The 25,520-nt window shown below is 47.5% G+C and carries 24 protein-coding genes and 1 tRNA gene; 20 read left to right on the top strand and 5 right to left on the bottom strand.

Features of this window, described 5'->3' with window-relative positions; genetic code table 11:
• Positions 1-154 precede the first annotated feature (154 nt).
• The 5 genes from PSHG_RS08945 to phoU all read left to right on the top strand — a co-directional run bounded on the left by PSHG_RS08945 (position 155) and on the right by phoU (position 5,011).
• The gene (locus PSHG_RS08945; protein WP_010272035.1) at positions 155-1,081 is read left to right on the top strand and encodes a phosphate ABC transporter substrate-binding protein; all 927 of its coding nucleotides are present in this window, start codon (positions 155-157) and stop codon (positions 1,079-1,081) included.
• Between the two features lie 640 nt (positions 1,082-1,721).
• The gene (pstC, locus tag PSHG_RS08940) at positions 1,722-2,681 is read left to right on the top strand and encodes a phosphate ABC transporter permease subunit PstC (RefSeq protein WP_010272032.1); all 960 of its coding nucleotides are present in this window, start codon (positions 1,722-1,724) and stop codon (positions 2,679-2,681) included.
• Entirely contained in the window at positions 2,678-3,541 is an 864-nt protein-coding gene (gene pstA / locus PSHG_RS08935; protein ID WP_010272028.1) for a phosphate ABC transporter permease PstA, read from the top strand. Before pstC ends, pstA begins: the two co-directional genes overlap by 4 nt.
• Before the next feature lies 1 nt (position 3,542).
• Positions 3,543-4,304 (top strand): phosphate ABC transporter ATP-binding protein PstB, encoded by a 762-nt coding sequence (pstB, locus tag PSHG_RS08930; protein ID WP_010272026.1) that lies wholly within the window; start codon positions 3,543-3,545, stop codon positions 4,302-4,304.
• Between the two features lie 47 nt (positions 4,305-4,351).
• Positions 4,352-5,011 carry a phosphate signaling complex protein PhoU gene (gene phoU / locus PSHG_RS08925; protein ID WP_010272024.1) on the top strand — a complete coding sequence of 220 codons (660 nt, stop codon included), beginning with the start codon at positions 4,352-4,354 and terminating at the stop codon, positions 5,009-5,011.
• A 43-nt stretch (positions 5,012-5,054) separates the two neighbouring features.
• Here the strand turns inward: phoU and PSHG_RS08920 are convergent, their stop codons facing one another.
• Positions 5,055-5,813: an HAD family hydrolase gene (locus tag PSHG_RS08920; RefSeq protein WP_010272022.1), complete on the bottom strand. Its 759-nt coding sequence runs from the start codon at positions 5,811-5,813 to the stop codon at positions 5,055-5,057.
• 203 nt (positions 5,814-6,016) lie between these two features.
• Between PSHG_RS08920 and polA the strand changes: the two genes are divergently transcribed.
• The 5 genes from polA (at position 6,017) to PSHG_RS08890 (ending at position 11,724) form a co-directional block, all read left to right on the top strand.
• Positions 6,017-8,668 carry a DNA polymerase I gene (polA, locus tag PSHG_RS27060; RefSeq protein ID WP_010272020.1) on the top strand — a complete coding sequence of 884 codons (2,652 nt, stop codon included), beginning with the start codon at positions 6,017-6,019 and terminating at the stop codon, positions 8,666-8,668.
• A gap of 107 nt (positions 8,669-8,775) precedes the next feature.
• The gene (gene mutM / locus PSHG_RS08905) at positions 8,776-9,633 is read left to right on the top strand and encodes a DNA-formamidopyrimidine glycosylase (protein ID WP_010272019.1); all 858 of its coding nucleotides are present in this window, start codon (positions 8,776-8,778) and stop codon (positions 9,631-9,633) included.
• Between the two features lie 131 nt (positions 9,634-9,764).
• Positions 9,765-10,508 carry an MntP/YtaF family protein gene (locus PSHG_RS08900; RefSeq protein WP_010272017.1) on the top strand — a complete coding sequence of 248 codons (744 nt, stop codon included), beginning with the start codon at positions 9,765-9,767 and terminating at the stop codon, positions 10,506-10,508.
• Between the two features lie 50 nt (positions 10,509-10,558).
• Complete coding sequence (gene coaE / locus PSHG_RS08895; protein WP_010272016.1) at positions 10,559-11,155, top strand: dephospho-CoA kinase; 597 nt, start codon at positions 10,559-10,561, stop codon at positions 11,153-11,155.
• Positions 11,152-11,724, top strand: coding sequence for a lytic transglycosylase domain-containing protein (locus PSHG_RS08890; protein ID WP_010272014.1), 573 nt, complete (start codon positions 11,152-11,154; stop codon positions 11,722-11,724). The genes coaE and PSHG_RS08890 overlap by 4 nt, the downstream gene beginning before the upstream one ends.
• 84 nt (positions 11,725-11,808) lie before the next feature.
• On the opposite strand, the gene PSHG_RS08885 is transcribed toward PSHG_RS08890, so the two are convergent.
• Complete coding sequence (locus PSHG_RS08885) at positions 11,809-12,027, bottom strand: alpha/beta-type small acid-soluble spore protein (RefSeq protein ID WP_010272012.1); 219 nt, start codon at positions 12,025-12,027, stop codon at positions 11,809-11,811.
• Positions 12,028-12,134: 107 nt separating this feature from the next.
• Here PSHG_RS08885 and nrdR point away from each other — a divergent pair, with 107 nt between their 5' ends.
• Entirely contained in the window at positions 12,135-12,608 is a 474-nt protein-coding gene (gene nrdR, locus PSHG_RS08880; protein WP_010272009.1) for a transcriptional regulator NrdR, read from the top strand.
• Between the two features lie 176 nt (positions 12,609-12,784).
• Here nrdR and PSHG_RS08875 read toward each other — a convergent pair whose 3' ends face one another.
• Positions 12,785-13,075 (bottom strand): alpha/beta-type small acid-soluble spore protein, encoded by a 291-nt coding sequence (locus PSHG_RS08875; RefSeq protein WP_010272006.1) that lies wholly within the window; start codon positions 13,073-13,075, stop codon positions 12,785-12,787.
• A gap of 572 nt (positions 13,076-13,647) precedes the next feature.
• Between PSHG_RS08875 and PSHG_RS08870 the strand changes: the two genes are divergently transcribed.
• From PSHG_RS08870 to PSHG_RS08845, 6 genes are all read left to right on the top strand, one after another.
• Positions 13,648-14,367 carry a carbon-nitrogen hydrolase family protein gene (locus PSHG_RS08870; protein WP_010272002.1) on the top strand — a complete coding sequence of 240 codons (720 nt, stop codon included), beginning with the start codon at positions 13,648-13,650 and terminating at the stop codon, positions 14,365-14,367.
• Positions 14,368-14,812: 445 nt separating this feature from the next.
• Positions 14,813-14,885: transfer RNA gene (locus PSHG_RS08865), tRNA-Ala, on the top strand.
• 585 nt (positions 14,886-15,470) lie between these two features.
• Positions 15,471-15,833, top strand: a complete 363-nt coding sequence (locus tag PSHG_RS31435) for a hypothetical protein (protein WP_235782040.1) — start codon at positions 15,471-15,473, stop codon at positions 15,831-15,833.
• Between the two features lie 618 nt (positions 15,834-16,451).
• On the top strand, positions 16,452-17,126 hold the full coding sequence (locus tag PSHG_RS08855) for a WD40/YVTN/BNR-like repeat-containing protein (protein WP_010271992.1): 675 nt from the start codon (positions 16,452-16,454) through the stop codon (positions 17,124-17,126).
• 141 nt (positions 17,127-17,267) lie between these two features.
• Positions 17,268-17,948, top strand: a complete 681-nt coding sequence (locus tag PSHG_RS08850; RefSeq protein WP_026021266.1) for a response regulator transcription factor — start codon at positions 17,268-17,270, stop codon at positions 17,946-17,948.
• Positions 17,949-18,092: 144 nt separating this feature from the next.
• On the top strand, positions 18,093-19,256 hold the full coding sequence (locus tag PSHG_RS08845; RefSeq protein WP_162137282.1) for a sensor histidine kinase: 1,164 nt from the start codon (positions 18,093-18,095) through the stop codon (positions 19,254-19,256).
• A gap of 88 nt (positions 19,257-19,344) precedes the next feature.
• Here the strand turns inward: PSHG_RS08845 and PSHG_RS08840 are convergent, their stop codons facing one another.
• Positions 19,345-20,166 carry an oxidoreductase gene (locus PSHG_RS08840; protein ID WP_010271986.1) on the bottom strand — a complete coding sequence of 274 codons (822 nt, stop codon included), beginning with the start codon at positions 20,164-20,166 and terminating at the stop codon, positions 19,345-19,347.
• Positions 20,167-20,296: 130 nt separating this feature from the next.
• Here PSHG_RS08840 and PSHG_RS08835 point away from each other — a divergent pair, with 130 nt between their 5' ends.
• Positions 20,297-20,953, top strand: coding sequence for a TetR/AcrR family transcriptional regulator (locus tag PSHG_RS08835; RefSeq protein WP_010271984.1), 657 nt, complete (start codon positions 20,297-20,299; stop codon positions 20,951-20,953).
• Positions 20,954-21,207: 254 nt separating this feature from the next.
• Here PSHG_RS08835 and PSHG_RS29260 read toward each other — a convergent pair whose 3' ends face one another.
• Positions 21,208-22,077, bottom strand: a complete 870-nt coding sequence (locus PSHG_RS29260; protein ID WP_052310057.1) for a stalk domain-containing protein — start codon at positions 22,075-22,077, stop codon at positions 21,208-21,210.
• 603 nt (positions 22,078-22,680) lie between these two features.
• On the opposite strand from PSHG_RS29260, the gene PSHG_RS08825 reads away from it, so the two are divergent.
• Positions 22,681-24,675: a serine hydrolase domain-containing protein gene (locus PSHG_RS08825; protein WP_235782048.1), complete on the top strand. Its 1,995-nt coding sequence runs from the start codon at positions 22,681-22,683 to the stop codon at positions 24,673-24,675.
• Positions 24,676-24,764: 89 nt separating this feature from the next.
• A complete protein-coding gene (locus PSHG_RS08820) occupies positions 24,765-25,340 on the top strand; it encodes a TetR/AcrR family transcriptional regulator (RefSeq protein ID WP_010271979.1) in 576 nt (191 codons plus the stop codon).
• Positions 25,341-25,520: the final 180 nt, after the last annotated feature.

The raw sequence follows: 25,520 nt of genomic DNA, 5'->3' as shown, positions 1-25,520 counted from the left end.
TTAATCAAAGTCTGCAAAGGGGCATAATCTATTTTTCAATTTTTACATTCGGTTTACGTTACACGAACTTAACATTAACAATGTCCTGCTAAGATGAATACGTACCGATGAAAGAGATTGCAAATAGGAAGCGAAAAAAGGGAGGATTCAACACATGCTTAGACAGATACCTAAACTGAGATTTGTTTTAACCGCAATCCTTAGCATTGTTCTGCTGGCCGGCTGTGGAGCTGCTGGAGGAAATGGTGGCGGCGGCGGTGGTTCTGCTACCCCAAATGAAGGAAACACTCAAGGAGGCGCGGGTACCGAGCAACCGCCAAGCGAGGAGCCGAAAACAGAGCTCTCCGGTACCGTTACGGCATCGGGTTCCACGGCGCTGCTGCCTCTTGTGAATCTGGCTGCGGAAGAGTTCATGGATTTGCATCAACAAGTGACGATCAATGTAACGGGCGGCGGTTCGGGAACCGGAGTGAAGAATGTTGCGGACGGAACCTCGGATATCGGGAACTCGGACGTGCCTGCCGCGGATGAATTCAAGGATCAGCTCGTTGAGCATATCGTTGCTATCGCACCTTTTGCATTAATTGTAAATAAAGATGTGCAGGTAGATGATTTGACCCAAGAGCAGGCAATCGCTATTTTCGCTGGAGAAATTACAAATTGGAGTGAAGTCGGGGGACAAGATCAGCCGATTGTGCTCATTCATCGTCAAGACAGCTCAGGCTCCCGCAAAATCATTCAGGAGCTTGTTATGAACGGCCGTGATTTCTCCAATGAAGGAATCACCCAGGAATCGAGTCAGACGGTTGCTCAAGCTGTAGCTTCAACTGCGGGAGCGATCGGCTATGTGGACACCCCATATTTGAACGACAACATTAAAGCTCTGAAGCTGGATGGAGTAGGCTTTTCCAAAGAAACGATTCAGGACGGGACCTACAAAATCTATGGCTTGGAGCGTATGTACACCAAAGGTGAACCTACCGGCGTGGTCAAGGAGTTTCTGGACTTTATCATGAGCGATGAGTTCCAGAACGAAAAAGTTGAGGAATTAGGCTTCCTTCCGGCTAATTTGCTGAAATAATCCGAAAGTCTACAAGGGCTGTCCCAAATGTCCAACGAGAAAATCGAACCAGAAAATCCAACTAGAGAATCGAACGAGAAAATGGAACCAGAAATCGAACCAGAAATCCTGGGAACCTGATATTACGAAAGTCCTTTTTATCGAAATTAAAGGGACCGTCTAATAGGTCCTCTCCAAATCAAGGTGTCATAATTAAACACCCAAGAATGTTGATTCAACAGCATCCTTGGGTGTTTGACTTTTTAAGATGTCGTACTAAAAAAGCAGCTTTGCGGACAGCCCCTGGTTTTTAGATATACAGTAATTCGCATAGAACCGCATACATTTTGCTTTTGCGAGCGCCCCCGGCGTAAATGTATGCGGAAAATCGTATAAAAAGTGCCGGAACCGGGAAAAGCGCGAAATGTATGCGGAAAACCGGGAAAAGTGCGAAATGTATGCGGAAAACCGGGGAAAAACCGAGGGAAAGCTGAGGTGATTTTTGTTAATTTATGCAAGGTTGAAATTTTACAATCCGTTAACAAAGCATAGCTTTCCCTTTAACATTCATCCACTATGATGAAATGGCTACAGCGATAATGTCCGCGAAACTAACGTGAGACTTTGCCGCAAACCAGCGTTTCGTAAGGAGGAATTCCATTTGTCCTACTCAACTGTTAGCTCATCATCTTCAAGCTCGAAAAAAGAGAGCCATAACCAAAGCACATCCCCTTCATTCAACCGGTGGATGAAGAAGCAGGGGCGTATGGATCTCCGGATGAAGTGGCTGTTTATCGGCAGTGCCTCATTGGTTTCAATCATAATATTTTCAATTATTTTATTTGTCGGTTTTCAAGGGATACAAGTATTTAGAGATATATCGATAGCCGAGTTCTTCTTCTCCTCCAGTTGGGCGCCTTCGGCTAGCGAGCCCCGCTTCGGCGCCTTTGCTTTTATTTACAGCACGCTTTTGCTTACGCTGCTGTCGATCGCGCTGGCGGTGCCGCTAGCCGTATCGGGTGCTGTGTTCATGGCGAAAATCGCCCCAAAATGGATGCGGGAGCTGCTTCGTCCGGCGGCCGATTTGTTCGTCGGTATTCCCTCCGTTGTATACGGGCTGATCGGTTTGACCGTGATTGTTCCCTGGATGGGGAGGACGTTCGGAGGGCCCGGATATGGGCTTTTACCAGCTGCGGTAATATTAGCGGTCATGATATTGCCTACGATTATGTCGATCACCGAGGATGCTATTCGCAGCCTGCCGACCAGACTTGAGGAGGCTTCCCTGGCGCTTGGCGCCACCCGGTGGCAGACGATATGGCGGGTGCTGATACCCGCATCAGGCCCGGGGATTATCACCGGCATTATTTTAGGAATGGGAAGGGCGATTGGTGAAACGATGGCGGTGTTTATGGTAATAGGAAACTCCGTTTCGGTGCCAAGCTCTTTGCTGGAATCTACAACCGTGCTAACGACTGCGATCGTTAAAGATATGGGGAATACATTCTATGGTACGACTTGGAGCAATGCCTTGTATATGATGGCATTTCTGCTTCTTCTCATCTCGCTGCTGCTGATATTGATTATTCGTCTAATAGCCAGAAGGAGTGAAACGCCATGAAAATAGCACATTGGACGGATCGGTTAGCGACATTGTTCTTCTGGTTGTCGGGATTAGTGATTATTGTTATTTTGGCAGCGTTCCTGGTGAAAATTCTGGGTGACGGTGTGCCCCATCTGTCGTGGAGCTTTCTGACAGGAAGACCTTCAGAAGTAAGAGCAGGCGGCGGTGTCGGCCCCTTTTTATTCAATTCCTTCTATATCCTGTTTCTGTCCTTGCTGTTCTCCCTGCCAATAGGAATAGGATCCGGTATTTATTTGGCCGTATATGCGAAAAAAAATAAATTTACTGATTTGGTAAGAGTATCGGTGGAAGCTTTGTCCTCGGTTCCCTCCATCGTATTCGGTTTGTTCGGCGCCTTGTTGTTTGTCAGCCTGCTGGGCTTCCGATTCTCTATCCTCTCCGGGGCACTTACCTTGTCGCTGCTCAATCTGCCTGTGCTGGTAAGGGTTACGGAGGAGTCGTTAAGAGCCGTGCCCGAATCTTATTGGGAAGCCTCGCTGGCACTAGGATCAACGCGCTGGCAGGCAATCCGCAAAGTGCTTCTGCCCAGCGCATTGCCAGGATTGATCACCGGGGTCACTCTTGTGGCCGGGAGAGCCCTGGGCGAGACAGCATTGCTGATCTACACCGCAGGTTTGTCCGTATCCCGAAACTTTCCGGACTTAAACCCGATGTCCATGGGCGGCACGCTTTCTCTCCATCTCTGGTATGCGGGAACGAGCTCGCTGGCTCCCGATGCGGAGCAAATTGCACAAGCGAGCGCGGCTTTGCTGGTGCTTATCGTATTATTCTTTAATCTGTTGATCACAATTCCCGGAAGGATTGTACAAAAACGACTTTCAGGAGGGAATCATTAAGATGACTACTCAACCGAAAATTCATGTATCCGACCTGAATCTGTATTATGGGGACAATCACGCGCTTAACAATATTCACCTGGATATTCCGGAAAAGTCAATCTGCGCCTTGATCGGCCCTTCCGGCTGCGGCAAATCGACATTCCTGCGCACGCTGAACCGGATGAATGATCTCATCCACGGTGTGAAAATTACAGGCAAGGTATTGGTAGATGGCCAGCAGATCTACAATCAGGATATGGATGTAGCATCGCTCCGCAAGAGAGTCGGAATGGTATTTCAAAGACCTAACCCTTTCCCGATGAGCATCTTTGACAATGTTGCCTATGGCCCCCGAATTCACGGGATCCGGAAAAAATCCGAGCTTGTCCCGATAGTGGAGCGGAGCCTGCGTCAAGCGGCATTATGGGATGAGGTCAAGGACCGGTTGAATAAATCCGCTCTCGGCTTGTCAGGAGGCCAGCAGCAGCGCTTATGCATCGCCAGATTGCTAGCAGTGGAGCCCGATGTGCTGCTGATGGATGAACCTACCTCGGCTCTAGATCCGATCTCGACCCTGAAGGTTGAGGAGCTTACTCAACAATTGAAAGAACGCTATACCATCATTACCGTAACGCATAATATGCAGCAGGCTGCGAGGATTTCTGATTATACCTCGTTCTTTCTGAACGGACAGCTGGTAGAAACCGATCAAACCGACCGGATGTTTACAGCGCCGAGTGATAAACGCACAGAGGACTACATTACCGGACGATTCGGTTAATATACGTTGCTGTCCTACAGGATGAAGCCGATGGAGGGAGAAACGCGATGGACACGAGAAAAACCTATCACCAGTCACTGGATGAGCTGCAGAAATATTTAATCACGATGGGGAACGAGGTTACGCGGCAAATCTCTGCTGCTGTTCAGTCCCTGAGCGAGTTGGATCCGCAAATGGCCCGCGATGTGATCGACCAGGATGATGCCATTGACCGGATGATGCTGAGAGTAGAGGAGCGCTGTCTGCGGCTGATCGCCCTGCAGCAGCCGATGGCCAAAGATTTGCGGATTATAGGCATGGCCATCAAAATTGCAACCGATTTGGAAAGAGCGGCTGACCATGCTGTAGATATTGCCAAAGGCACAATTACATTAAGCGGTGAAAAGCTGATCAAGCCGCTCGTTGATATTCCCCGTATGGCTGAGCTCGCTATTCAAATGTTAAAAGACAGTCTCGTCGCGTTTACAGAACAGGATATCCAGCGGGCGGCCTCTCTGGCTGCCAAGGACGATGAAGTCGATCATATTTACAAAGGCCTGCTGCAGGAGCTGAGCAAGCTTGTCGGTGAACAGCCGGCATCCGGACGGCAGCTCATTCACTTAACGCTTGTCGCCCATGTCCTGGAGCGGGTGGCCGATCATGCGACCAATATTGGTGAAGGGGTTATTTTTCTGGTCACCGGCCAGCGCAAGGATCTCAATCCCTAGCACAATCGGAGCCCGATAGGCGGCCCGCTAATTTCTATAAGCATCAGGAATGCGGGGCAAACAGGGAAGCAAGCTGTTCCCAGCTGCGCACGATATAGACAGACTGACTCCCTATTGATTTATGGGAGTTTTTTTCTTTATGCAGAGGATCGAACCAGATCGCGTCAATGCCGCAGCGCACCGCTCCGAGAATATCCAGATGCCAAGAGTTGCCGACCATTACCGCCTCTTCCTTGCTGATCTGAAGCGCTTTTAAAGCCTGCAGAAACAAGTAGGCATTCGGCTTCTTCCGGTCCTTGCGAACGGAAGTAAAGCGATGAGACGCGGGAAAATAGTCTTGGAGGTGAAGGCGGTTAATATAACGCTCGGTTTTCTCCTCTTTGCCATTGCTGATCAGCGCTAATTTGTAATGACGGGACAGAAATTGCAAAGCTTCTCTTGCGCCGGGATATAACTTGGGCTGCTGAGCGTTTACTTGGTCCACCTTTTGCAGGAAGGTTTCGACGAAAGCCCTGTTGGTCGGAAGAGGCAGCGGATTCAGCGCAGCGGCCAGCGACGTTCGTCTGATTCGATCCATAGGAACCGCTGACTTTTTCTTGTTTTTGATACGTTTTCGCCACTCAGACTGGTACTGGGCGGCTACCTGTTCCAGAGGGACCCCCTCATCGGGATTCCAGCGGCCGATATAATCCTGTAAAACCGTGACGAAGCTGTCTGTAAAGGTTCTTCTTGTATCGAGCAAGGTTTCATTCAGATCGAAAAATATTGCTTTTTTCTTTCGGGGGGACCATTGGGGATTCAAACCTTAATCACCTCGAATCGTTAATTTACGATTTGGCCAAGAAGAGTCATTTCAGCTGAATTGCGTAAGCGGGTTATTTACATGAATATGCATTAAAGGACGAATTTATCCTCTTGCTTTCAAGCGAAGTCTAACGTGTGATATGATGGTCTGTAGAATGAGCATGTTGCATGAAATGCTGGAATGAGAAACGGGGTGCATGCATGAGTAAATTAATCGTTATTGACGGAAACAGTGTTGCTTACCGCGCTTTTTATGCGCTGCCTTTGCTGAGCAACTCCAGCGGTTTGCATACCAACGCTGTATATGGCTTCACCACTATGCTGCTGAAGCTGATTGAAGAACAGAAGCCTACACATTTCCTGGTTGCTTTTGATGCCGGAAAAGCAACCTTTCGCCATAAAGATTATGAGCAGTACAAGGGGGGACGCGAGAAAACTCCACCCGAGCTGTCCGAGCAATTCCCGATTCTCAAACAATTGCTGGGGGCATTCGGCATTAAGCAGTTTGAGCTGGAAGGCTACGAAGCGGATGATATTATCGGTACATTGACCAAGCTTGCGGATGATCAGAAGCTGGATGTGCTGGTCGTCACCGGGGACAAGGACATGCTGCAGCTGGCCTCCGACCATGTAACCATCGCTCTTACACGCAAAGGAATTAGTGAAGTAGAGCTGTATTCTCCCGCTTACATTAAAGAGACTTACGGACTTGCCCCGCATCAGATCATCGATTTAAAGGGGCTTATGGGAGATTCATCCGATAATATCCCGGGAATTCCCGGAGTAGGTGAAAAGACGGCGCTCAAGCTCCTGCATCAGTATGGAAGCGTGGAAGCGGTCCTGGAAAACTCAGACGAGCTGAAAGGAAAAATGAAGGAAAGAGTGCAGAGTCACGCAGACGATGCCCGTATGAGCAAGGAGCTCGCCACCATTTTCCGTGCTGTCCCGATGGAGCTTTCGCTAGATGAGATGGCCTTTTCAGGGTACGAAGAAGAAGCGCTTGGCCAGATGTTTCAAAAGCTGGAATTTAAATCGCTGCTGGACAAAATGGAGCTTGGTACCGGCGGCGGAGCGGAAGCTGCGGATACTGCGATCGAGGTTTCCGTTACGGTCGTTGACAGCGAAAGCCTGGACAAGCTAGCATCCAAGCTCCAGGGTATCCGCTCCGTTTACGTTGAGGCAATCGGAGATAACCCCCACTTGGCTGAAGTGGTGGGGATCGGCTTGTCGGATGGCAGCGAAAGCTATTATATAGCGATCGAGGATCTAAAGCTGGAGGCGGCTGAGCCGATCAGAAATTGGCTCGCTGATGCAGACGTGGAGAAGGTGTCCTACGATGTGCACCGGGCGGAAGTGGCTTTGCATTGGCAGGGTATCGTCCTGCAGGGATGCCGTTTCGATGTGCAGCTGGCCGGTTATTTGCTGGACCCGACCGAAGCCAGCCATTCCCTGGCTGCAATAGCATCCCGCTACTCGTTCCCGGGCCTGCAGGAAGATGACGCTGTGTATGGCAAGGGAGCGAAATTCAAGCTGCCGGCAGTTGAAGAGCTGGCTAAGCATTTGGGACGAAAGGCGGCCTATGTCGCCAAGCTGTCTCCCGAGCTGGACAAGCTGCTGGATAGCAATGATATGAAAAGTCTCTTTCATGATTTGGAGCTGCCGCTGTCTCATGTGCTCGCCGGCATGGAGGAGCAGGGAGTGAAGGTCAATGCGGATGAGCTGAAGAGGCTGGGGAAAGAGCTCAGCGAACGGATTGATGAACTGGTTAAGCAGATTCACGAGCTGGCAGGCGGCGAATTTAATTTGAACTCTCCCAAGCAGCTGGGTGAGGTGCTGTTTGACCGTTTAGGCCTGCCGGTTATCAAGAAAACGAAAACCGGCTATTCGACCGATGCGGAGGTGCTTGAGAAGCTGGCCCCGCGTCATGAGATTGTCCGCCACCTGCTTATTTACCGGCAATTGGCCAAGCTTCAATCGACCTATATTGAAGGCTTGCTTAAAGAGGTGCGCGAGGAAACCGGTAAAATTCATACGTATTATAAGCAAACCATTGCAGCGACAGGCCGCTTGAGCAGCCAATACCCCAATCTGCAAAACATTCCGATCCGGCTTGAAGAAGGCAGAAAGATTCGCAAAGCATTTGTCCCGTCTGAGGAAGGCTGGTACATTCTTGCTGCGGATTATTCCCAGATTGAGCTTAGAGTGCTTGCCCACATCTCTCAGGACGAAAAGCTGATGGAGGCTTTCTTCAAGGAGATGGATATCCATACCAAGACGGCTATGGATGTGTTCGGTGTTGCTGAAGATGAAGTCGATGCGAATATGCGCCGTTCCGCCAAAGCGGTAAACTTCGGTATCGTATATGGAATCAGCGATTACGGACTGTCCCAGAACCTGGATATTACCCGGGGAGAGGCTGCAAAATTTATTGAGCAGTACTTTGCTGTCTTCCAGGGAGTACGCAAGTATATGGAGGATATCGTCAGCAGTGCGCGCACTGACGGCTATGTCACAACCTTGCTGCACCGCAGGCGGTATTTGCCGGAGATCAAGGCCTCCAACTACAATCTGCGCTCTTTCGCTGAAAGAACGGCGATGAATACGCCGATTCAAGGGACGGCGGCGGACATCATCAAGCTGGCCATGGTTCAGGTGGCTGAACGCTTGAAAGAGGAGAAGCGCAGAAGCCGCATGCTTTTACAGGTACACGATGAGCTTGTGTTCGAGGTGCCCGCAGAGGAGCTCGAAGAGATGAAGGTACTGGTTCCGGATGTGATGGAGAACGCCCTCGACTTAAGTGTACCGCTTAAAGCCGACGTGAGCTTCGGCAGCAATTGGTATGAGGCCAAATAGCTTTTCTAATTGCCTGGTCTTCCAGATTTAACCCTATTCATATAACGGACTGCAATAGTAATCTTTAATCAACCTGCATAATCTGCTTTTCCTGGAGGTGAGTGAAGTTGCCAGAGCTTCCCGAAGTCGAAACAGTAGTCCGCACTCTGAATCAGCTGGTAAGCGGCAAACGGATTGAGAAAGTGAGCGTTCACCTGCCGCGGATCATCCAGAGGCCCTCGGAACCGGAACAGTTCAGCCAGGTTCTTGCCGGCCGCAGTATTGCCAGCATTGAGCGGCGGGGTAAATTTATCCGGTTTATTTTGAATGACCTGGTCATGGTTTCCCATTTGAGAATGGAAGGGCGTTACGGGCTGTATTCCCGTGATGAGCCGGTTGAGAAGCATACGCATGTCATTTTCCATTTTGACGATGGCACGGAGCTTCGTTATAAGGATGTCCGGCAGTTCGGTACGATGCATTTATTTAACCCGGGGGAAGAATGGCAGCTGCCTCCTTTGCATAAACTTGGACTAGAACCGCTTGATCCTGCCTTTACGCTGGATGCCTTTCGTGCTCAATTGCGCGGGCGTTCAACTAAAATAAAGCCATTGCTGCTCAATCAGCAGAGAATTGCCGGTATCGGCAATATCTATGCGGATGAAGCGTTATTCCGCGCCGGCATTCATCCCGAACGCACCGCCGGCAGCTTGACGCGGCAGGAGGCGGCCAGCCTCCACACGGCAATTGTCGGCACGCTTCAGGAGGCTGTCCATGCTGGCGGCTCTTCTATCAAGTCCTACGTGAATGGACAAGGAGAGATGGGAATGTTCCAGCAGCGGCTTAATGTATACGGGCGCAATAATCAGCCCTGTCCGCGCTGCACTCAGGAGATTGTGAAAATCGTTCTGGGCGGCCGGGGCACTCATTATTGCAGCCGCTGTCAGCCTGCCAAACGCAGCAGGAAGCGAATACAGCAAAATTAAAAAACAGGCACTTCTTTCCGGTTCAACCCATATGATAGCCTAGGCTCCTCCTTCTTCACTAAGGCTTGCGATATATCCAAAGCTGTAGTGAGCGTACAGGGAGGGCCGCAGTTTTATGGGAGGGATCGGAATTGTATACCTTGTCCTTGTTGCTAGTGGCTTTTGCCGTCAGTTTAGATGGATTCGGTGTAGGTGTCACCTACGGATTGCGGCAGTTAAAGATTCCCGTTCGCTCTATTTTAGTCATTGCTTTATGCTCTGCGGCTACAGTTCTGCTCTCTATGCAGCTTGGAGCCTGGCTAGCGAGGTTTCTTGCCACAAGCTGGGCCGAAGCAATAGGCGCTTTTATATTAATTGGAATCGGGATTTTCTCCATATGGCAGGTCAGAAGGTCCCATGAGGATTCCCGGGAGAATGAGAGCCCGCAGGCGGGACAAAAACAGGGAGTGCTGAACCCGGTTCCAGCAAGGGATGCGCACACCGTGGCGACTGACCCTACTGCTTCGGCGGACCAAACCAAGTCCGCTAATCAATCGGTGCTGCGCATCGAGATGAAAAGACTTGGACTCGTTATTCAGATTTTAAAGTCCCCATCGGCGGCCGATGTGGACAAATCAGGAGTGATTTCTGCGGGAGAAGCGGCTATGCTCGGCTTGGCTTTATCGCTGGACTCCTTCGGAGCCGGAATCGGTGCCGCCATGCTGGGGTTTAACCCGTGGCTTACGGCAGCAGCCGTGTCCCTGTTTGGAGCATTGTTCCTTGCGGCGGGCCTGCATCTCGGTTTTCGTTTATCAGGTATCCGGCTAATGCATAAGCTGAACTGGGTCCCCGGGCTCCTGCTGATGGTGATCGGTATCTATAAATTATGGCTGTAGAGCAGCTGCCGTGTGCGGCAGCCAAGATTTTTTAAGAAAGTGGTGGAACGATGAATACGGGACTAACCGGGGGCATTGCCAGCGGCAAATCCACGGTTTCCAAATTGCTGGCGGACCGAGGGGCGATTATCGTGGATGCGGATCAAATTGCCAGGGAAGTAGTTCTTCCCGGCACTCCGCTGCTCAGCGAAGTAGCGCAAACCTTCGGAGAAGAAATATTGTTGGCGGACGGTTCGCTGAACCGCAAAAAATTAGGCAGCATCGTATTCTCCGATGAAGCCAAGCGGAAAAAGCTGGAAAGCATGCTGCATCCCGCCATACGCAAGCTTATGAGAGAGCGTATGGAAGATGCTGAAGCAGCCCAGCCGGACAAGCTTGTGGTGGTTGATATCCCGCTATTATACGAGTCGGATCTTGCCCATCTTTTTGAAGAGGTTATCGTCGTGTATGTCCCGGTAGAGATTCAAATAGAAAGGCTGATGTCCAGGGACGGGCTGTCGCAAGAGCAAGCTCTGCAGAGAATTGAGACGCAGATGCCCATTGAGCTTAAAAAGCAAAAGGCGGATGTTGTCATTGATAACAGCGGAAGTCTCGAGCAAACGGCGCGTCAGATCGAAGAGTATATGCAAGGGAAGGGGCTCCGATGATCCGAATCAGAAAAAGAAGAGTTCTTCTGCTGATTTTGCCGATGATGCTGGTGCTGTTAATGCTGTTTTACAATTCCCAATGGCTGGGTAAATGGATGTATCCGATCAAGTATCGGGCCCAAATTGACAAATATTCGATACAAAATGAAATTGATCCTATGCTTGTAGCAGCCATGATCCGGGTCGAAAGCAAATTTGATCCCGATGCCGAATCTCGTAAAGGGGCGATCGGATTAATGCAGCTAATGCCGGAAACAGCTGACTGGATTCTGCAGCGCGATGGTTTTAGTACGCTGCAAGCGGTTGATTTGCGTGATCCCGATCTGAACATAAAAGCAGGTACACTATACTTAAATTTTCTATATGATTATTTTCAAGGCAACCGGTTTGAAGTCATTGCGGCTTACAATGCCGGCCAAGGAAATGTAATGAAGTGGCGGGAAGCGGGAATCTGGGACGGTACCCTTCAAGATGTAGACAGAATCCCATTTAAAGAAACCCGTAATTATGTAACATCTGTTGATTACTACTATAAAAAGTATATGGAGATTTACGCCAAAGGGCGTTAAACTAGAGCTTATTGAAAAAGAGATAACGGACAAGCTCCGAAGAGCCCGTCCGTTGTTTAAGATACAAGTTAAGAAGAGGATGGCTTATTTACCAGCCAGTTGTTGCTCAGCGATTTGAACCAGGCGGCGAGTAATGTGACCTCCGATAGCACCTGTGTCGCGAGTAGCCATGTTACCATAGTAACCGTCTTGAGGGATAGCGATACCCAATTCTTGAGCTACCTCGTATTTTAATTGATCCAAAGCTTGATTAGCTTGTGGTACAACCAATTGGTTGCTGCTGCGAGATTGTCCTGCACCCATGTTGTTCACCTCCTTGTCGGTTGGTACTTGTATTATGTTTCGGATTAAGCAACTTCATAACAGGTAACGTTTGGGAATAGAGGAACCTAGAAGAGGAGTGATCATCATTGAGATGTCCTTTTTGTGACCATAACGGAACGAAAGTGTTAGACTCTCGCTCTGCTAATGACAATAAGTCCATTCGCCGCAGGAGAGAATGTGAGAAATGTTCCCGGCGGTTCACGACGTTTGAAATGGTGGAAGAAACTCCTTTAGTCGTGATTAAGAAAGATGGCAGCCGCGAAGAGTTCAACCGTGAGAAGATTTTGCGCGGATTGATCCGGGCCTGTGAAAAAAGACCCGTGTCGATGGAAACGCTCGAGCAGATTGTATCTGAGGTAGAAAGAGAGCTGCGCAATACCGCCCATACGGAGGTGGAAAGCCGGGAAATCGGAGAGCTTCTGATGAACCAGCTTTACCATGTGGATGAGGTGTCTTATGTGCGGTTTGCTTCTGTTTATCGCCAATTCAAGGATATTAATATGTTCATGAAGGAATTAACGGAGATTTTAACTAAAAATGATAAAGATGCGGGTTCTTAACAGGCAAGGGTCGGAGGCTGCCCAAAAGACTGGCCAAAAAAGGGTAGTCCAGTCCGATAATTAAAAAAGGAAACCCCAGGAATACGGATATCAGCATTCTTGGGGTTTAAATTCCGGTGCAGTTCACTCGAAATGGTTTTTCTAGACGGCAGACGCCTCTTTATTTAATAAATGAACTATTGATTTTGCTGTTTGATCAGCTGCTCCTGGGCCACCCGTATCATTTCTCTTACCATAGGGCCGCCAATCCTGCCGCCAACTCGACCGGCCGCCTGGGTAGGCAACGAGCCGTTGTCACTTTCCCGCAGCGGTACGCCAGCTCTTCGCGCTACTTCAAACTTTACATTGTCCGGATTCGCCGGATCGACGGTATATCCTTCCTTGCGCATCACATCGGCTTTAAAATGCTTAATCCAGTTGGATGAGCCGGCCGCTGGAACGGGTCTTCTTCTGCGATTTCTAGCCATGACTGTCCTCCTTTGCATTGAGTGGGTTTCCTAAATCATTACGACAAGAGTGTGCTTAATTATAGCGGCATGAAGTTTCCACAATCATAACGACTTAGCATTGTGCTAAAGGTTTACGTATAAAATACCCCTTGGCGAGTAAAAAATACTCTATATTAGGGGAGTTTTTGCTGCTTAACGCTTACGGCCCGGCTTAAACTAAACCCGATGAGCTGCTGCAGCCTTAAGCCAATAGCTGCCGCGTTATGGGCCGCTGCGAATCACAGCCACGCGGGGCACAGGTGCGAAAAGTAGAAAACACAATTAAAAAAGTTCGATTGACAAGTACAGTAAAAGTAAACCTAAATTAAAAAAGATCACTAGCATTGCTCTAATATAGTCATACTCTTGAGATGCAAGCAATTAGTAAATAAAAGAAAGTAAAGCAAAGAAAGCAGCAGAAAGCAAGGTAAAGAAAGTAAAGCAAAGTAAGTAAAGCAAAGTAAGTAACGCTAAGTAAGTTAAACTAAGTAGGTAAAGAAAGAAATAGGAAGATATTTAGCAAGCACATTGACGCCAGGAGGAGATAGGCGGTGCTGTCTTTTAACATGGCTCTAGTGCAAATGAGATGCGAAAAAGGCGCGATTGGCTTGAATCTTAAGGCAATGAAAGAATACATAAAGACGGGGGGCGAGAAGGGCTGTCAGCTTGTAGCCTTTCCAGAGATGAATCTGACAGGCTACATTAATCCGGTTGAGCGCCCGGATGCCATACTGCAGCTGGATAGCGAGCCTGTTCGCGAAGTAATCGATTGGAGTCGGGCTTATTCTATGGCAGTTGTGTTCGGTTTTGTAGAACGCTCCCCTTTTAGCAAGCCTTATATTACCCAAGTTGCTGCTATCGATGGAAAACCTGCTGCTATTTATCGAAAAATCCATGTTGCCGATGATGAAAGGGAATGGTTTGCTCCTGGAAAAGAGCCGGCTATGTTCACGTTTCAAGGAACCTCGTTCGGTTTGGCGATTTGTGCCGATATCGATGCCAGCAGCTTGTTCGAGCATTATGCAAAGCACGGAGTCCAAATTGTGCTAGAATGTGCAGCCCCAGGCCTGTATGGTGAACAATCGAGCCGTAACTGGCATAGCGGGTATAACTGGTGGAGAAGCAAATGCCATGATCAGCTGGCGGCTTATGCTAAAGCATATGGTCTCTATATAGGAGTGTCGACTCAAGCGGGTAGGACGGTGGATGAAGATTTTCCGGGTGGAGGATATTTATTTACCCCAAACGGGATGTTTTTTGCTAAAAAGTAGGGACTTACGGTGGTTCAGTTCCCACGTATTGCTGCGCCTTGCGCAGCTTCCAGACTGCAGCGAGGTTTGTTGCATAATGGAGTTCAAACCGGGAGTTCCAACCGCTTATGAATTTCAATTTTTCGTGCTCTAGGAAGGAACATCTAGGGGCATGATTGTTAGATTCCGGCGCAAAGGACATTAATTGTGAAGCGATTCTGGAGCTTGCAGCGATGTCAACTAGGGACAAATAATGTCTTATTGAGAGATCCCCGAGTCTTACCTGTGAGTTATGTTTGCCAATGGTTTGACATGGCCGGCCCGCTTTGGAAGGGGTATGTGTACATGGTCAAATACAAACATAAAAACCACCATAAAAAAATTGGACAAGAGCATATTTTGCTCTTGCATTTCTGCTGCTGATTATTATATAATCAAGAAGTCGCCAAAATTAAACAACAACTGCGGGGCCTTAGCTCAGCTGGGAGAGCGCATCGCTGGCAGCGATGAGGTCAGGGGTTCGATCCCCCTAGGCTCCATAAAGAAAAAAGCCCAACCGAAGGTTGAGCTTTTTTTCATTTGCAGGAGCAGGGAGCAGAACCCCGGGGTTCGTCCGCGCGCAGGAAGTGGGAGGATTGCTTCGTAGCAACCGCTGCAACGGACGAGCACGGCGTCTAATTCCACCGCCAGGATCTGCATCGGGGAATGGGCTGCTTCGGAAAGATAATCAGGAATTAGACATCCCCCTAGGCTCCATAAAGAAAAAAGCCCAACCGAAGGTTGAGCTTAGGCTCTGCCATCTTTTTGACTCATCACAGCAGCTATTCAGGCTGTTTTTTATACTATAAGCTCCTATTTGTGTGATTTGTCGTACAAGTTGCGTCCTCATCCAGTGAAATTGCCTGTTTTGTACGATCTATCGTACAAAATCAGAGGCTTGAATAGTTAGACGATTAGATTTATACTATAAATCTTATAAATCGTACAAAACGTCTTAAATATTGGTTAAAGCACATTTTTTGTGTGATGAATCGTACAAACATGATATTGTGGCGAAGCACGCCCCGCTTATTTCTGCTTGAGCAGGAATATTCGGGGCGTTTTTTAATTCGAAGGAGGCATAAATGATGAGTTTTGAAACGGAGCATGAAAAGTGGATCAAGTGGCACTTGAATCAACGGCAAGGGGAACGAAAAGACGCATTAAAGCGAGGGCACGGCTACGGAAACCAACTGTTTGCTGAAAAAATCTGGTGGCCGCTGACGGGGCATTTTCAAGGCCTCCATCCTGAATATGAGGTGTTAGATTGGCGAGGGCGGTCGTATTATGTGGATTTCATGTGGATCTTGGGAGTGCTTCGGTTTGCATTTGAGATTATGGACTATGGCTCACACGGCAAAGACCGTACAAAATATCGGATGGATCTGAATCGCGGTCTGTTCCTTCAGTCACAACAATGTCATCTAATATTTCGCTTGATGAAATGAAAGAAAATCCTGCGTTCATTCAATCCATTCTGCGTAATATGCTGGCCTCTTATCTCATTTCCGGAAGGCCTATATTGGCATCGTTCACAAAAATAGAGCGAATGCTGATGCGATATGCATCATGTCATAACCGTGTAATCCGCCCAGCGGAAGCGGCCATCGAGCTTGATCTGCACAAACAAACGGTCATCAAGTATGCCGAGAGCTGGTAGGCAAGGGAAAGCTTCGGCCGATTCCTGCCGGGAGCTCTAAGAAAATTTATATATATGAGCTTCTGGGATCCATTTTTCCATTTGAACTGTGATATCCGACTAATCTCTTGGTCCTAATTTAACAGGTTATAGCGGCAAACGCTGGCATAGTGGAAATCCCGTTGCCCCTTCATTTGGAGAGAGAGGGAGAAGTGACGGCTTATTTCATCCCAACTGGCTTAAGTTTTAAATCCAGCCACCATAATTGGGTACAATCTCCAAGTCTGAAATTCTCAAAAGACTTTTTTTATGGGTTTTCGTAATTTAGGTTCAACTAAAGGTTCACTAAAGCTGCAGGTGATATAGTAGGATTTGTAAGACGGCCGCTTACAAAAAAATAAAACAAAAAAATGGAGGGTACTCAATTATGGAAAAGAATAAAAATGAAGCAGGTGTACTTAAAAGCAAAACTATGAAGGTGATTGCAACGACCGCCCTGTTGGCAACATTAGGTGCTGGTGCCGTTTTCGCATCCGAGGGCAAAAATATTTTTGCCTCAAACCAATTGCAGGAAGAGCTGGCGGGAACAGTTCCGGCAGAGAGCAGCATTGCGATAGAAGCTCGTGAGGATGGCAAAACGTATTATTCGACAGACGGCGGGGAAACCTGGAGCTTGGAAGTTCCCGAAGGATTTAAGACGAGCAATGATGGAGAGGGTAACCATAGTGTGTTTTCCGAGGCAATGACTGAAAGACCGGCCGCAGAGACAGAAGGCAGTATTGCGGTAGAAGCTCGTGAGGATGGCAAAACGTATTATTCTACAGATGGTGGAGAAACCTGGAGCTTGGAAGTTCCCGAAGGATTTAAGATGAGCAATGATGGAGAGGGAAACCATAGTGTGTTTTCCGAGGGAGTAACTGAAGGACCGGCCGCAGGGACAGAAGGCAGTATTGCAGTAGAAGCTCGTGAGGACGGCAAAACATATTACTCGACAGATGGCGGAAAAACCTGGAGTTTGGAAATTCCCGAGGGATATGAGGCAAGCTTCGACGATAATGAGGGAACTGTCACTGTAGACTTTTCCGGGAATTCCCAAAATTAGGGTCTAAAGTTAATTGATATAATGAGGATGAAGAGGCTGAGTACAGCCTTTTCATCTTATAACTGTTTGGCAATCAGGAAAATTGGGTTTTATAGTGCAAATGATTTACAATGAAGAGATGATCAAAAAGGAATGGAAACGATGCGAGTACTTATGATTGAAGATGAAATTTATATGGCCGAAGCCATTAAGCAAGTACTTCGAAAACACCATTACAGCGTCGATTTGGCTCATGATGGCGAGTACGGACTGGATTGCGCGATCACCGGGATCTATGATTTGATCATTCTCGACATTATGCTGCCCAAACTGGATGGGATTGAGGTGCTGCGCAGGCTGCGGGCCGAAGGAATCACAATTCCTGTCATTTTGTTAACAGCCAGAGACGCGCCGGAAGAAAAAGTACAAGGCTTGGATAACGGTGCTGATGATTACTTGGCAAAACCTTTCCATACGGGAGAATTGCTGGCACGTATACGTGCATTGGGAAGGAGAACGCCGGCATTGATTCCGGATGGCATTTTGACCTATGGAGACTTGTGTCTCGATATGCAGACCCTCACATGTTCCTGTTACGATCAAGACATCTTGCTGCCGCTGAAAGAGGCGCAAATCTTGGAAATGCTTATCAAGAGCAGTCCTCGTATTGTGTCTAAGGCTAATATCATTGAGAAACTTTGGGGATACGAAACAGAAGCGGAGGGCAATCGCGTAGAAACCCATATTTCATTGCTGCGCAAGAAATTAGTTCACCTACCCACGCAGGCTTCGATCCGAACGGTTCGTCATGTCGGATACGTGTTGCGCAACGAAAAGGAATGAGCGGAATTGTTTCATAAGCTGAGAAACGCCATGTTATGGTTTAATTTATCAGTTACAGGTGCTGTGATAGCCGCGGCGTTTGTTGCAATTTACTGGAGTACCTCTAGTAAAGTCTCATCGGATATCGATAGCAAATTAAAGTCATTGCCTACAATTGAGTTTTCCCTAGGCGAGGATGGCATTACTGAACATGTTGAAGTTGAAGTGTCCGATTCGCTGTCTCCGATCGGCTCAATTGTGGTTCAGACTTCTGAAATGTTTAGTCTGGACATCGATTCGAACGGTGGTATAGTAGCCGTTCATTCAACATTCGGGTTGTCCGATCATGTCTACGAGCTAGCCGCAAGGGAAGCTCTGAACCAAAAGAATGGCCGTTCCCCTATCAGCTGGCAAGGTAGGCAGTGGCGTTATACAATCGCTCAGATGAAGCTTGATAATAATGTACCATACAAGCGGGCTACTCCGTCGGTTGAAGCATCGCATAAAATCACATTTTTAGATGTGACGGAGAGCTACGCCTCCTTGACCCGGTTAAGAACCACACTCCTATCAGTAGGCGGGGCTGTGCTTATTGTACTTTTTCTTATCAGCTACGGCTTTGCGAATCGGGCTGTACGCCCCATCCGGGATGCCTGGGTTAAACAAAAGCAATTCGTGTCAGACGCCTCGCATGAACTGAAAACGCCGCTATCGATTTTGAATGCAAACATGGGGGTACTCTTGGAAAATCGGCAAGAAACGATAGAAAGCCAGTTGAAATGGCTGGATTATATGCAAAGAGGCATTGATCGCATGACGTATTTGATCCATGATTTGTTGAGGCTGGCCCGGTTGGAAGACCGGCATCACCAACCTCATTTGCGGTCGCTTGACCTCAGCCTCATTGCAAGCGATGTTTTGGCCCCATTTGAAGCGGCAGCCGCCCAGAAACAGATTGCCTTTTCACACTCAATCGCTGCGGGTATTCTGCTAAAAGGGGATGAAGAGGAGATTCGGCAATTGCTCTTGATTTTACTGGATAATGCCGTGAAATATGCAAATGAAGGAGGCCAAATTAACTTCACTCTAACCCAAATCAAATCGCAGATTCAAATAGAAATTGCAAATACCGGACCAGGCATTTCAGCGGAAGATTTGCCGCATGTTTTCGACCGCTTTTATCGGGCGGATGCTTCCCGAAAGCATGAAGACGGCAGTTTTGGTCTCGGTTTGGCGATAGCCAAAAGTATAATCGAACAGGCGGGCGGCCGCATTACCGTTCGCAGCCAGGCAGGCGCATGGACCACATTTACCTGTACGTTTGGATAACAACGCGACAACTTCATTTTAAGCAAGGGTTTTATTTATGGCTCTCCTTTTTTCAAAGCTACCATCTTACACAATTATATGGACTTCACTATATCTTAAACATTTGAAGGAGAATACGATCGAACATTCGATCAGACAATATTTTTCGGATAAGTAAAACGGGTATGGCATTTCCCGCCGCGTATCTTGTTTTTGGTTTTTTGGATCGAATCGCCTTTGAAACCAATTTTGCGATTCGCATAGGGGGGTAAACAGTACCAGGTTTTTTTAATGCATTTATAAAAGCATCGGCCATCTTACTGTATGCTGTATTCCCGGATGTTTTCCGCACGTGTTCAAATACAACCTCTGCCCATTCACTTTCGGTAGCCCCCGGCTCGATGATAATGACGTCAATTCCGAATGGCTTGACTTCCACGCGCAGACAATCGGAGAATCCTTCCAGCGCAATTTTTGCAGCATGGTACCAAGCACCTAGGAGTGTATAAACTTTTCCGCCAGCAGACGAAGTATTAATGATCTTTCCAGAGTGTTGTGTTCTCATATAAGGGAGAACCAATTGGGTCAGACGGCTTAATCCAAAAAGGTTGACTTCAAATTGACGTCTTGCTTCCTCCATCGGCACATCTTCGACCGCTCCGTAAGCGCCGTAACCCGCATTATTAAATAGCACGTCGATTCTGCCTTGTTCTTCTATAATTCGGTTAACGCCATTTCTCATGGACCGATCATCCGTTACATCCATTGCGAGAATATGTGCGCCTTTCGATTCAATATCCCTCATCTGTTCGATGCGTCTGGCTGCTCCATATACAATGTAGCCTTCCTTCAGAAGCAACTCTACAGTAGCCTTACCAATTCCTGCCGATGCCCCTGTAACCAAGACAACTTTTCCTTTTTTTATATTCATTATTACTCCTCCTAGCTTCCAAGTCACTTAATTGACGTAACGTCACGTTACTTAAAATTGATTATAGATTGTAATTTCGGGTTTCGCAAGTTTTTTGTGTTATAATTTTTGTCGAAAGGAGACATGAAAGATGGAATTCGATCGAGTCAGGAATGAAGAACAACGAAAGATTCGAGTAGAGCAAATTAAAAATGCGGCGATTAAGCTCTTTGATACATTGCAATTTCATGAAATTGACCTTGCCAAAATTGCTAACGAAACGACATTTACACGCGGAAATTTATATAAATATATCTCTTCAAAAGAAGAAATCTATCTTTTGGTAGCATTGGATGAAATTAAAGACTGGGTTAGTGACATTAAGGGGACTTTTGTAACTGAAATGACTCACGATATACACAATTTTGCACGACAATGGGCTCAAGTTTTAGATCGTCATCCACGGTTTTTAAAGCTTGTTTCCATGCTATTCACAATGATTGAGAGAAATGTTTCACTGGAAAGGCTTATAGATTTTAAAAAGCAATATCTTGCTGCAATGACCGAGGTGAATGGCGTCGTGAAGGTTGTGTTCCCAGCCTGGGACGATAAAACCGTTGATAAATTTCTTCAGCTTCAATCCCATTATGTGATCGGATTATTCCCTTATACATCACCTGCACCGATACAAAAACAAGCCATGGAACAATCCGGAATGAGTTACAAACCGATTCATTTTATTGACGATTTTTCCGAGTTCATTGCCTACACGGCAAGTTATTTGAATAGTGAATTCAATATCCCTTAGGCTCCGCCAACGCCACACAAAAACGGAAACGGCAGAGATGCCGTTTCGCAAATCCATCCGAATCTGATCTTCGCTCCGTTACAGTGGAGAATCAAGGGTCGTACTGGATTTGTAGGGAAACCTCCAGCCAAAACCAGAAAAATAACCCGCAGTGAGCCTGCGGGTTTCGTTAATGCATAAAAACAAAGTATCGTAGTTTTCTTTCCCAGAAATTTCAATATCCAGTAATTTACGATTCATAGCAATTTCAACCATCAATAGTTGACACATGTCGGGACTTGAATCATCTGCATCGGTCCGCCAGAAAAGTTAGCGATGTTCTGCACCCTCCATACGATCCTCTTGCATGTGTTTTCCCCGCCGGAATCGTCAGGCTGTTCTGTCACGGTATTATCACTGTTTCCATCAGTAGGCGGAACGGAAGTGATCCGCTGTAAATCATAGTCAAATGAGTAGCTCGCGTCTCCAGTATTCATAGGCTCCAATTCAACCCGAAGCTGCAGCGTCTCCGGCAACATTTTTCCATCGAACGTTATCCGATATTGCGACGGGAGGCCTTGATTGGTGACCCCTCCACCCATGATATTGCCGCTAGGATCAATCTTGACTTCAACCGGTTCGCTGCTTGACCAGCCGTCCGCGCTTTGGCTTCCGGTGAGGCTAATGCTCGCGTCACCCTCCTCGCGTACACTTCCATGCAACACAAAGGTGAGGCGGCCATCCGCTTCCTGTACGAAACGTACGCTGCCGGAGCCGTACTCGCGTTCTACGTCTGTTTGCCCAGGGGCGACAGTCTGAGCCTCCACAGAGCCGGCATATACAGCATCGGCTTTCACTGGCTCTGCAATATGGACCGTTTTGGTGGCCTGTTCCCATCGAATCGATACATTCAACGCTTCCGCTACAGCACGGACAGGCAGGTAAGTTGTGCCCTCATATGTAATCGGATAAACGGTCTTTCCATCTATGTTTGGTTCCCAAGGTGAGCCGTGAAGCATTAATTTGACCTCTTTGTTCAAATAAGCGCTGATGGTTTCAAGCAGCGATGAAGCCGATACCGCCCATCCAGCACTGAAGGAGAACACCATGCATGCAACTATCCCTGCCCATATTCTTTTGTTCAATTTATTGCCCCTTTCTTTAATATATTGACAAAAATAAAATACCTAAAAAGCGTACATAATTATGATAGCAATATATTCACCTAATGAATATAGGTATTAATTCCTTTTTGCAAAGACCGTTATGGGGTAGTTGTTTCAGCGAAGGCAATTCTGTTTGAACACGTTACTATCAATAGCCTTCGGACTGGGAGCCGGCTACCTATTCATACGCCAACAGCAAAAAGTGAAGGAACCATTGTTAGATTTACATCTTTTCCGCAATCGTACTTTTAACGGGGCGTTGCTCGGCTTATTCAGCACACAGTTTAACTCATCCTTAGGGATGTGTAAGATGAATTGAAGAATGCGGAAATTTCTTATTCGCACACATTCCATAAGGAGTGTGTGTTTTTGTCATACTGTATGCGGATGAGCTTGATCTCCGATTTAATTAATTCTGGGACTTTACAGGGACAGAAATTTAACATATCATATGATACATAACATATATTATGTATCATATGATATGTTACGTTTAATGGATTCAGCGACATCCGCTAAGTGTTTCGGCAGGTGATAGAACAAGGATGGAGCGGTTCAATGGAGGGGAGCAGCGTGAGAACAATGTTAGGGAAAACGTTGAACATGAGATTAGTTTTAAGTTTGCTTGCAGGTATCGTGTTGTTTTCAAATGTTTCATCTGTTAGTTATGCAAGTGAGTTAACAGCAGAGGCTCCGGCCCAATCCCTGGATGCCAGAGATGTGGAGCAATTATTGGATGCTATTATGAAGGAGCAGATGGAGGAGCATCATGTACCGAATGCGACTGTATCTGTCGTTGCAGACGGGGAAGTGATATTGGCGAAAGGCTATGGCTATGCGGATCTGGATAAACTGGAGCCTGTAGATGCGGAAAGGACGCTTTTTCGGATTGGATCGACGTCCAAGCTTTTCACATGGACGGCTGTCATGCAGCTTGTGGAGCAAGGGAAGCTTGATTTGGACACGGATGTGAATCAGTATTTGGATTTTGAAATTCCTGCCGAGCTGGAAATTGCTTCGGGATCATCGGAGCTGCAGCCGATCACACTCAAGCATCTGATGAGTCATACCCCGGGCTTCGAAGATTATTCAACCTCAATCTTTCTGTTGAATCAAGAGCGGATGCCTTCGTTCGCTGAATATATGCGGGATTACCGGCCTTCGCGTGTTTTTCCAGCCGGTGAAATGATTGCCTATTCGAATTACGGCACAGCTTTAGCCGGTTATATCGTAGAGCAAGTGACCGGGCTGCCATTTGCCGAATATGTGGAGACCCATCTTTATGCGCCGCTGGACATGAGGCACAGCACCTTCCGTCAGCCGCTGCCCGAAGCTATGGCCGCAAACATGGCTAAGGCGTACCGCTATGTGGATGGTGAATATCGGCAGGGTGAGTTTGAGTATGTACCCGAGCCTGCAGGCAGCATGAGCAGTTCGGCAGCGGATATGGCTAGATTTATGCTGGCCTTGCTGCAAGGCGGTGAGTCCAATGGAGAGTTCATCCTTGAGGCGGAAACGGTCGAAAGGATGCTCAGCCCATTATTCAGCCACCATCCAAGCTTAAATGGGATGGCCTATGGCTTTATTGAGGGGACATTTAATGAGCGGCACGTGCTTCTTCACCCAGGCAGTACGATGCTGTTTAACACAGCTCTATATTTACTGCCCGAGGAAAGAACCGGCTTATTTATTTCTCATAGCGGAGGAAACCATTTCATCAACAATGAAGTATTTCAAGCATTCATGGATCGATATTTTCCTTCCAATGGCATGAAAGCTTTGTCTCCTCCCGATGGCATGCTGGAGCGTTCGGGCCAGTTTGTTGGCGAGTATCAGCAAAACCGGAGATCGTACACGACAGACGATAAACTTCTCAGCCTTGTCAACAATGTGATTCATGTTGCCGCTGATGAAGAAGGCTATCTGCTGGTCACTCTTTTAGGCGAGACGAATCGTTTTATTGAAATAGAGCCGGGGGTTTATTACAATTTGAGAGAAGGAAGAACACCGGATTTTAGCGGCGATTTCCGGACTATTGTGTTCGGCTCGGACTCGTTTGGAAAAACGATGCTGATGACAGATGGGCCGATGAGTTATTCCAAGGCCGCCTGGTATGAAACGGCCGCTTTTAATATGATGCTAATCGCCTTGTCTGTTCTTGTCGTTATCGGCAGCCTGGTTTATTGGGGAATTAAGGCTATCATGCACCGAGTTCGCCGTACAACAAGCGGGCAGTCAGAAGCAAACGGTCAGCCTAAAGCGGCGTCTGTGGGGAAAGGGCTCGCGATTGTGTATGGACTGCTTGCGATTATTTTTATGCTGGAATTTCTGCTGGCGGGTACGCCGCATCCTGTCTATCAGCTGCCGGCGATCGCTTATGGGGAAGCCCCTGGATGGAGCGCGTGGACGAAGTTCGTGCCGCACTTGATGGCTATCATCGGATTGGGTACTGTCATTTTTACAGGGTTGGCCTGGTGGAGAAGATACTGGAGAATGCCAGGCCGCATTCATTATACAGGATTTGCCGGTGCCAGCCTGATCTTGCTGTGGATCTTCAGTTTCTGGAATATGATATAAGCAAACATAATGTAAATCATAATGTAAATCATAATGCAATTCATACAATCAATGAGCAGCAAACAATGAACTAAGAATGGAGGGTCTGCATGCCGCCCAAAAAGAAATTTTCGGAGGAACAAGTGGTAGAGGCCGCATTTGATATCGCGAAATCGGAAGGGATAGATAGCATTACAATCCGAAAAGTGGCGGAGCGGCTGGGAAGCTCCATTGCCCCGATCTATGTGAATTTTACGGATGTGGAGGAGCTCAAACGTGCTGTAATTAACAAAGTCAGCCAACTGAGCCATCAATTGATCGGCGAGCAAAATACGGGCAGTCCATTCGGCGATATTGGAGCCGCAAGTCTGCAATTTGCCAAGGAGTACCCGGTGCTGATTAGGGATTTTGTCATGAAGCCGAATGAATATATGCAAAGTTATGATCAGCAAATGGGGGCTGAGCTAGTGGGCCATATGAAGACCGATCCGGAGCTTGAAGGCTTTACGGATGAGGAGCTCATGATGATTTTATTCAAGATGAGGACTTTTCAAACGGGACTGACGATTATGGTTGCCAACGGACTGCTTCCGGCTGAGTATGACCTGAAGAAAATGAATGAAATTTCGAACAGCGTCGCGGAAGATATTGTGATCGCGGCCCGATTGCGCAAGCAGGGGGATTAATCCAAATGTATGGTAAAAGCAGTAAAAGCAGCCTGGTTGGGCTGCTTTAAATAAATAACGTGATCTCGTATGGCCAAAAGCATATTGTAAAAGGAAATTCAATCGTATAGCAAACCACCCGTTCACAGTTTTCGCACCGCGCGCAGCTTCCAGTGTGCGGTGTTTCGCTGCATGGCGGGT

The sequence above is a fragment of the Paenibacillus senegalensis JC66 genome (assembly GCF_000285515.1).
In the GTDB taxonomy this organism is placed as follows: Bacteria; Bacillota; Bacilli; order Paenibacillales; family NBRC-103111; genus Paenibacillus_L; species Paenibacillus_L senegalensis.
The sequence above is the reverse complement of the archived record's forward strand: the minus strand, read 5'-3'. Positions and strand labels throughout refer to the sequence as shown.

Excerpts from the sequence above, each read along its gene's own strand:
- PSHG_RS08945 (WP_010272035.1), top strand. The coding sequence starts at position 155 with ATGCTTAGACAGATACCTAAACTGAGATTTGTTTTAACCGCAATCCTT.
- pstA (WP_010272028.1), top strand. The coding sequence starts at position 2,678 with ATGAAAATAGCACATTGGACGGATCGGTTAGCGACATTGTTCTTCTGG.
- pstB (WP_010272026.1), top strand. The coding sequence starts at position 3,543 with ATGACTACTCAACCGAAAATTCATGTATCCGACCTGAATCTGTATTAT.
- phoU (WP_010272024.1), top strand. The coding sequence starts at position 4,352 with ATGGACACGAGAAAAACCTATCACCAGTCACTGGATGAGCTGCAGAAA.
- polA (WP_010272020.1), top strand. The coding sequence starts at position 6,017 with ATGAGTAAATTAATCGTTATTGACGGAAACAGTGTTGCTTACCGCGCT.
- coaE (WP_010272016.1), top strand. The coding sequence starts at position 10,559 with ATGAATACGGGACTAACCGGGGGCATTGCCAGCGGCAAATCCACGGTT.
- PSHG_RS08890 (WP_010272014.1), top strand. The coding sequence starts at position 11,152 with ATGATCCGAATCAGAAAAAGAAGAGTTCTTCTGCTGATTTTGCCGATG.
- PSHG_RS08885 (WP_010272012.1), bottom strand. The coding sequence starts at position 12,027 with ATGGGTGCAGGACAATCTCGCAGCAGCAACCAATTGGTTGTACCACAA.
- PSHG_RS08875 (WP_010272006.1), bottom strand. The coding sequence starts at position 13,075 with ATGGCTAGAAATCGCAGAAGAAGACCCGTTCCAGCGGCCGGCTCATCC.
- PSHG_RS31435 (WP_235782040.1), top strand. The coding sequence starts at position 15,471 with ATGATGAGTTTTGAAACGGAGCATGAAAAGTGGATCAAGTGGCACTTG.
- PSHG_RS08855 (WP_010271992.1), top strand. The coding sequence starts at position 16,452 with ATGGAAAAGAATAAAAATGAAGCAGGTGTACTTAAAAGCAAAACTATG.
- PSHG_RS08850 (WP_026021266.1), top strand. The coding sequence starts at position 17,268 with ATGCGAGTACTTATGATTGAAGATGAAATTTATATGGCCGAAGCCATT.
- PSHG_RS08840 (WP_010271986.1), bottom strand. The coding sequence starts at position 20,166 with ATGAATATAAAAAAAGGAAAAGTTGTCTTGGTTACAGGGGCATCGGCA.
- PSHG_RS08835 (WP_010271984.1), top strand. The coding sequence starts at position 20,297 with ATGGAATTCGATCGAGTCAGGAATGAAGAACAACGAAAGATTCGAGTA.
- PSHG_RS08825 (WP_235782048.1), top strand. The coding sequence starts at position 22,681 with ATGTTAGGGAAAACGTTGAACATGAGATTAGTTTTAAGTTTGCTTGCA.
- PSHG_RS08820 (WP_010271979.1), top strand. The coding sequence starts at position 24,765 with ATGCCGCCCAAAAAGAAATTTTCGGAGGAACAAGTGGTAGAGGCCGCA.